The following is a 6863-nucleotide window of genomic DNA, read 5'->3' as shown; positions in this document are numbered from 1 at the left end:
GGTTCATCACCGAAAGATGTACTTGACTTTTAAAGTAAATTATGATATCGACATTATTCAAATAAGACGAATGGTAAAAAATGAAAAAAATGATCGTTTTAATTTTACGTATCATGAACATTTTTCTTTGTCAAGTACATTTTGTGGTGAAGAGCCAGAAAAATAACGAACGAAAGTACAATCGAATAAGCACCAACCTTATAAAAAAATCAACATCGCAAAAAGCTCTGTAAAGAAAAAATATTGACAAACAGAAAAACGAGCCGTATAATTTTCTTTGTTGCCTTGAGGTGATTCTGATGAAATGGTCTATCCATCAGCTTCATCAATTGCAGGCAAAAGGGCTTGCAATTGAAGAAACTGTCGATGTTTCCGATTTGAAACAGATCGACAAATTCATTCGCGACATTTCGCCTGTTCATGTCGAAGGTCGTGCGGACATTGGCGCGACGAAATTTACTTTCCACTTAACGATTGAAGGAACGATGGTGTTGCCTTGTTCCCGTACGTTAGTGGATGTTTCGTATCCGTTTACGATTCAGACGACGGAAACGTTTTTTTTAAACGATTATGATGTAAATCCAGACGAAGATACGCATCTCGTGCAAGGGGACTCAATCGACTTATTGCCGATTGTCAAAGAACTCGTTCTTTTGGAAATTCCAATGCAAGTTTTTGCGGAAGAAACAGTTCAAGGCGGTGCGCCGCAATCGGGTGTTGGTTGGGAGGTCATTACGGAAGAACAAGCAAAGAACAAAATCGATCCTCGTCTGGCCGGATTAGCGAAGTTTTTTGAACAAAAAGACAAGTGAGAAGAACCGGATGATCCGGGCCTTCACGATAATTGCTAAACCATGTTAAGGAGGTGGAAACAATGGCTGTACCTTTTAGAAGAACATCGAAAACGAAAAAAAGAATGCGTCGCACACATTTCAAATTGCAAGTTCCTGGCATGGTTGAATGCCCAAATTGCGGTGAAATGAAATTAGCTCATCGCGTCTGCAAAGCTTGCGGAACTTACAAAGGAAAAGACGTTGTGAACAAATAATGATGAAAAAACGAGCGTGAGGAAGCCTCCTTGCGCTCGTTTTTTCAATATAAGAAGGAAAATAAAGAAGAACGGCCAACATATATAGGGAGGAGGGAAGAAGATGAGTTCAGTTTTATTAGAGCGAGATTATGACGGCATTGTTTGGTTTACAATTAACCGGCCAGAAAAGCGAAATGCGATTAATTATGAAGTGATGGATGCATTGCAAGATACGATTCGGCTCGTAGAAGAAAATGATAAAGTGAAAGTGCTTGTCATTACTGGAACAGGAGAGCAAGCGTTTTGTTCCGGTGGTGATTTAAGCGAATTTCACCATTTGCATACGAAAGAAGAAGCGTACGGCATGCTTTCGAAAATGGGGACGATTTTGTATTCTTTGTTAACGCTTTCGAAGCCGACGGTCGCTTTGTTAAACGGAATGGCGGTCGGCGGTGGCTGCGAATTAGCGACTGCTTGTGATTTTCGCTACGCCAAGCAAGGTGTTAAAGCCGGTTTTATTCAAGGAACGTTAGGCATTACGACCGGATGGGGCGGAGCAAGTATGCTGTTCGAAAAAATACCGTATGCTCATGCGCTCGATCTCTTACTAAGAGCAGAACGAATGCCTGTCGAAAAAATGGCGGAATACGGCTGGGTTCACGAATTGTTAACGGAAGGAAATTTAAAAGAACAGTGTCGTAAGTTGCTCTCCCCATATTTATCCCAATCGGTTCCTGTGTTGCGCGCCTATAAGCAAATAGCGGTGAAAAAATGGAAAACGGACGAGTTTCGCGCGAAATTTTTTGCGGAAATTGAGCAATGCGCGATTCTTTGGGGATCCGAAGAACATGAGGAAGCGGTACGAACTTTTTTAAATCGCTCGTAACTTCCCACTTCTATCTTTTCTACTAGTCGCATACATATAGTGAAAAAAGCGACTAGGGGGAAGGAAAGATGACAAACGTACGCCAAGATGCGTGGACACAGGACGAAGACTTGTTGTTGGCGGAAGTAGTCTTGCGTCACATTCGGGAAGGGGGTACGCAACTACAGGCGTTTGAAGAAGTTGGTAGACGTCTGTCGCGTACCGCTGCCGCTTGCGGTTTTCGCTGGAATTCGTATATACGAAAGCAGTATAAAGAGGCAATTGAATTAGCGAAAAAACAACGAAAAGAAAAGAAAAAAAATGGGGAACAGTCGCCGCAAAGAGAAAGATGCTTATCGGAAGACGGAACGGTGAAAATAACATGGCAAGATGTGATCGCTTTTTTGCAGTCGTACCAACAATCTTCCTCTCACTATCAACATGTTGCCGATGAAAATCGCGCGCTAAAACGAGACATGGAGCAACTGCAGCAAATGGTGACGAAGCTGCAAATGGAAAAAGAACAGCTGCAAAAAGAACTGAAAACGATGCAAGAAGACTATCAGACGCTGATTGGCATTATGGACCGGGCTCGCAAAATGGTTGTGCTAGAAGAAGAGGAACAAGCGAAAAAAATGAAATTCCAAATGGAGCGGAACGGAAATCTTGAGAAGCTAGAAAAATAGAGAAAAAGCTGGTCGATTTCGATCAGCTTTTTCTATTAACTCCCCGATTTAGAATTTGGTAAAATAGGCACAAGAACTGTTTCGGAGAAAGTGAGGAAAATGACGATGAAAGTAGGAATAATCGGGGGCGGGGCGATAGGTCTTTTAACGGCCGCTTATTTGCAGCCGCATTACGAAGTGACCATTTATACGCGGCGGCGAGAACAAGCGGATCTTTTAAATAAACAAAAATTGCGCTTGTGCAAGCAAGGAAAGGAACAAACGATTTCGGTTCACGCCGTGCCATTCGGACAAGAAGAAATAAAAGCAGACGTATTGTTTATCACTGTTAAACAATACGATCTCGCCCATGTGCTCGCGCGACTAAAAGATGTTCCTTTCGCAGCAACGCTCGTTTTTTTACAAAACGGAATGGGCCATCTTCGGCTGTTGACGGAATGGGAAGAGCGCAACATTGTTTTAGGAGTCGTCGAGCACGGGGCGTTAAAGCGGGATGATCGAACAGTGGAACATACGGGCGTCGGCAAAATGACGCTATCGTTATTTCAAGGGCGGCTTGGGCAAGCGGAACAGCTGTTGAACAGAGATATTTTTGATTTTCCGATGGAGTACACAGAAGATTGGCATACGATGTTGACAAACAAATTAGTCGTTAATGCGGTAATCAATCCGTTGACGGCCGTTTTGCGCGTTCGCAATGGAGAGTTGCTTCGTGTGCATGAGTATAAAGAAATGATGGAATTATTATTTGCAGAAGTTCGGGAGGCGTTAGCGTTATTGGACGGAGAGGCGGCATGGCAGCGCATTGTAAGCATTTGTGCAAAAACAGCTCATAACCGTTCGTCCATGTTATCTGACCTTGAACGTGGGCGAAAGACAGAGATAGAAGCGATTTTAGGCTATGTCATCGGAGCAGGAAAAGAAAGAGGCATTTCAACTCCGCTTTGCCAGTTTTTATTTTATGCGGTGAAAGGAATGGAACAAAATGAGTAATGTGATTGCACATATAACCGCAGCATTTGTGACGATGCCGTTATTGTCGTTTTTCGTTATCTATATGGTAGCGAGAAAATGGACGCGGAAAAAGAAAAAATCATTTTATGTGGCGATCAATATTTCTACTTTGTTTTTTATCGTTGCGGTTCATTTTCTTATCGTGGCGATTTGGGGGAAATCATATTTATGGATGATGCTCATTCTGTTGCTTTTGCTTAATATTTTATTTGCCATCGGGTATTGGCGGAAAAAAGGGGATTTACATATCCCATCCGTCTTGCGCCTCTTTTGGCGGTTTAGCTTTCTTTTATTTTTCTTCCTTTATTTCGGTTTACTTGGTTATGGCATTTTTGTGCGAGTGTCTAGCAATATGTGAGCGCATATTTTTTCATTTTAACACCAAGGCGTGGTATACTCAGGAAAGAACATTAAGAGCGAGAAAGGAAGTTTTTTAATATGGAGATATGGGAAATCTCTTTGCGAGCAACGACCCCGTTAGCCACTGATTACATGACGGGAGCGTTTCCGGTCGAAAAAGGATTTGGATATAACTTGAATGAGAGCGATGTGTTTCAGCAGCGGTTACGCGACCTTAGCGAACGGGCATATCCACGACGGCAGCTTGTAGAACATTTATTTTCGTATCACGAAAAGTTTCAAGCGAGTTCGCAAACGTTCGAAAATATTCAAAAACTGGCGAACGCGTCAAGCGTTGTGGTGATCGGAGGACAGCAAGCCGGGCTGCTTACTGGGCCTCTCTATACGATTTATAAAATCATATCAATCATTCAACTCGCAAAAGAACAAGAGCAGCAGCTAGGTGTTCCGGTCGTGCCGGTCTTTTGGATTGCTGGTGAGGATCACGACATCGCTGAAATTGACCACGTATACATAGCGGAAAACGGAAAAGTTCAAAAACGCACGTATCCGCATTCTGTGCAGGAAAAACGAATGGCAGCTGAGTTGTCCATTGATCGAGAGACGTGTCTACAATGGCTAAAAGAAGTAGTGGAAACATACGGTGAAACTGAAACAACAAATGATGTGCTCCGTTTTTTAGAAGATTGTATAGAGCAAGCGAATACGTTTGTCGATTTTTTTGCGGCCATTGTTTTGCGATTGTTTGCGTCAGAAGGATTAGTCGTGGTGAACGCGGCAGATGGAGCGTTGCGCTCGATGGAAAGCGAATTTTTTACTGCGCTCATCGAACGACATCGAGATGTGACGAACGCGGTGATCAAGCAGCAACAGCTGTTAGCGCAGCTTGGGTATCGAAAAGCGCTTGATATAGAGCCGCAATGTGCGAACCTCTTTTATTATGACGGCTGCGAGCGCTGGCTTTTAGAATACGAAAAGGAAACGGACCGTTTTCGCAGCAAAAAAGGAGACATCGCGTTTTCAAAGCAAGAACTATTGATGTTGGCGAAAAAAGACCCGTACAAACTAAGCAATAACGTCGTGACGCGGCCGCTAATGCAAGAATTTTTATTTCCGACGCTCGCCTTTATTGCAGGTCCAGGCGAAATTGCCTATTGGGCTGAGCTGAAAGAAGCGTTTACGCTGTTTAGCTACACGATGCCGCCAGTCGTTCCGAGGTTGAATATGACGCTTGTTGAGCGCTCGATTCAGACAGATTTACAAGAGCTAGGACTGACTGTCGAACAAGTGTTGCAAGGGCATATCGATGAAGCGAAAGTGGCGTGGAGAAAGCGGCAAATCAAGTATCCTCTTGATGAAATGATTGCTACGGCAAAAGAGAGAATCGAAGACATTCATCGGCCGCTACGAGAAATTGGCTTGGAAATTGATCGTGGTTTAGCGAATGTATTGACGAAAAATGCTACTTTCCTTCAAGCACAAATCGATTTTCTTCACCAAACATTGCACCGCTCGATTGAGAGAAAATACGAGGTAGAGTGGAAAAAATTTGCCCGCATCGAAACGTCATTATGGCCGAATAAAGCGCCACAGGAGCGGATTTGGAACATTTTCTATTATATAAATAAATATGGTTTTGATTTTATTCCGCGGCTCATGCAGCTCGACTATCGATGGAATAACTTGCATAAAATTGTATATATATAACAAAAAACGTCGAACGAAAAATCCTGTGTTATACAGGATTTTTTTTTATAAACGAGAATAGTACAGAAAGAATAAATTTGTGGAAATAAAAGTAAAATAAATGTTCGTTTTGGCCGATGGAATCATTAGACGAAAAACGACAAAATAAAACAGAACAAGACGATTTTTTACAGAAAACACCTAAAAATTTGTTTAATTTTGTTGTATAATAAATAAATAGCGAGCTTACAAGGACATACAACACGAAAAAAGGTGGTGAGACGGTGTTTCAACACACGACAGTCTTATTGAAAGAAACGGTTGATGGATTGCAAATAAAGCCTGACGGCGTCTATGTCGATTGCACGCTTGGCGGCGGAGGGCATAGCGAATATTTGCTTTCACAGCTTTCGGAAAAGGGGCGATTGTTTGCCTTCGATCAAGATGAGGTAGCGATTGGCTATGCGAGACAAAAGCTAGCGCGCTATGAACAGCAAGTGACGTTTATTAAAAGTAATTTCCGTTTTTTAGCTACGAAACTAGCGGAGTACGGTGTTCATGAAGTCGATGGCATTTTGTTCGATCTCGGCGTTTCTTCGCCGCAATTGGATACACCAGAGCGCGGCTTCAGCTATCATCACGATGCGCCGCTCGATATGAGAATGAATCGCGAGGAGCCATTAACGGCATACGATATTGTCAATACGTGGCCATACGAGAAACTTGTGCATATTTTCTTTCATTACGGGGAAGAAAAATTTTCGAAACAAGTAGCAAGAAAAATCGAAGCTGCCCGCAAAGAAAAGCCGATCGAGACAACTGGGGAGCTCGTCGAATTGATTAAAGAAGCGATTCCTGCTCCCGCGCGAAGAAGCGGCGGGCATCCGGCGAAACGAATTTTTCAAGCGATTCGTATTGCTGTCAACGATGAATTGCAGGCATTTCAAGAGGCGATCCAGCAAGCGATCGACTTATTAAAACCAAGTGGAAGAATTAGCGTCATTACGTTTCACTCTTTGGAAGATCGCATTTGTAAACTAACCTTTAAAGAAGCAAGCGAAGGACCAAAGCTTCCGCCAGGATTGCCAATGATTCCGGAACAATACAAGCCAAAATTAAAACTAGTGACGAAAAAACCGATCGTTCCTTCAGAAGCAGAACTTGCTGCCAACAACCGCGCCCGCTCGGCGAAATTGCGCATCGCTGAAAAACTATAACAATA

8 protein-coding genes are annotated in these 6863 nt (G+C 42.9%); all 8 read left to right on the top strand.

The genetic code is table 11. The features are described 5' to 3' along the window. Positions 1-299: 299 nt before the first annotated feature. The 8 genes from M4I42_RS08080 (at position 300) to rsmH (ending at position 6858) form a co-directional block, all read left to right on the top strand. On the top strand, positions 300-812 hold the full coding sequence (locus tag M4I42_RS08080; protein ID WP_268851694.1) for a YceD family protein: 513 nt from the start codon (positions 300-302) through the stop codon (positions 810-812). A gap of 62 nt (positions 813-874) precedes the next feature. Next, positions 875-1048: a 50S ribosomal protein L32 gene (rpmF, locus tag M4I42_RS08075; RefSeq protein WP_066323554.1), complete on the top strand. Its 174-nt coding sequence runs from the start codon at positions 875-877 to the stop codon at positions 1046-1048. Between the two features lie 103 nt (positions 1049-1151). Then, positions 1152-1916: an enoyl-CoA hydratase/isomerase family protein gene (locus M4I42_RS08070; RefSeq protein ID WP_268851693.1), complete on the top strand. Its 765-nt coding sequence runs from the start codon at positions 1152-1154 to the stop codon at positions 1914-1916. A 68-nt stretch (positions 1917-1984) separates the two neighbouring features. Next, a complete protein-coding gene (locus M4I42_RS08065) occupies positions 1985-2581 on the top strand; it encodes an RsfA family transcriptional regulator (protein ID WP_268851692.1) in 597 nt (198 codons plus the stop codon). 105 nt (positions 2582-2686) lie between these two features. Then, positions 2687-3574: a 2-dehydropantoate 2-reductase gene (locus M4I42_RS08060; RefSeq protein ID WP_268851691.1), complete on the top strand. Its 888-nt coding sequence runs from the start codon at positions 2687-2689 to the stop codon at positions 3572-3574. Then, on the top strand, positions 3567-3953 hold the full coding sequence (locus M4I42_RS08055; RefSeq protein WP_268851690.1) for a DUF3397 domain-containing protein: 387 nt from the start codon (positions 3567-3569) through the stop codon (positions 3951-3953). Before M4I42_RS08060 ends, M4I42_RS08055 begins: the two co-directional genes overlap by 8 nt. Positions 3954-4033: 80 nt before the next feature. After that, positions 4034-5662 (top strand): bacillithiol biosynthesis cysteine-adding enzyme BshC, encoded by a 1629-nt coding sequence (bshC, locus tag M4I42_RS08050; protein WP_268851689.1) that lies wholly within the window; start codon positions 4034-4036, stop codon positions 5660-5662. A 263-nt stretch (positions 5663-5925) separates the two neighbouring features. Next, complete coding sequence (gene rsmH, locus M4I42_RS08045; protein WP_268851688.1) at positions 5926-6858, top strand: 16S rRNA (cytosine(1402)-N(4))-methyltransferase RsmH; 933 nt, start codon at positions 5926-5928, stop codon at positions 6856-6858. Positions 6859-6863 lie beyond the last annotated feature (5 nt).

The sequence above is a fragment of the Anoxybacillus sp. J5B_2022 genome (assembly GCF_026847645.1).
Taxonomy (GTDB): domain Bacteria; phylum Bacillota; class Bacilli; order Bacillales; family Anoxybacillaceae; genus Anoxybacteroides.
The sequence above is the reverse complement of the archived record's forward strand: the minus strand, read 5'-3'. Positions and strand labels throughout refer to the sequence as shown.

What these genes read in the sequence shown, in the direction of transcription:
- M4I42_RS08080 (WP_268851694.1), top strand. Translation starts at nt 300, where the DNA reads ATGAAATGGTCTATCCATCAGCTTCATCAATTGCAGGCAAAAGGGCTT.
- rpmF (WP_066323554.1), top strand. Translation starts at nt 875, where the DNA reads ATGGCTGTACCTTTTAGAAGAACATCGAAAACGAAAAAAAGAATGCGT.
- M4I42_RS08070 (WP_268851693.1), top strand. Translation starts at nt 1,152, where the DNA reads ATGAGTTCAGTTTTATTAGAGCGAGATTATGACGGCATTGTTTGGTTT.
- M4I42_RS08065 (WP_268851692.1), top strand. Translation starts at nt 1,985, where the DNA reads ATGACAAACGTACGCCAAGATGCGTGGACACAGGACGAAGACTTGTTG.
- M4I42_RS08060 (WP_268851691.1), top strand. Translation starts at nt 2,687, where the DNA reads ATGAAAGTAGGAATAATCGGGGGCGGGGCGATAGGTCTTTTAACGGCC.
- M4I42_RS08055 (WP_268851690.1), top strand. Translation starts at nt 3,567, where the DNA reads ATGAGTAATGTGATTGCACATATAACCGCAGCATTTGTGACGATGCCG.
- bshC (WP_268851689.1), top strand. Translation starts at nt 4,034, where the DNA reads ATGGAGATATGGGAAATCTCTTTGCGAGCAACGACCCCGTTAGCCACT.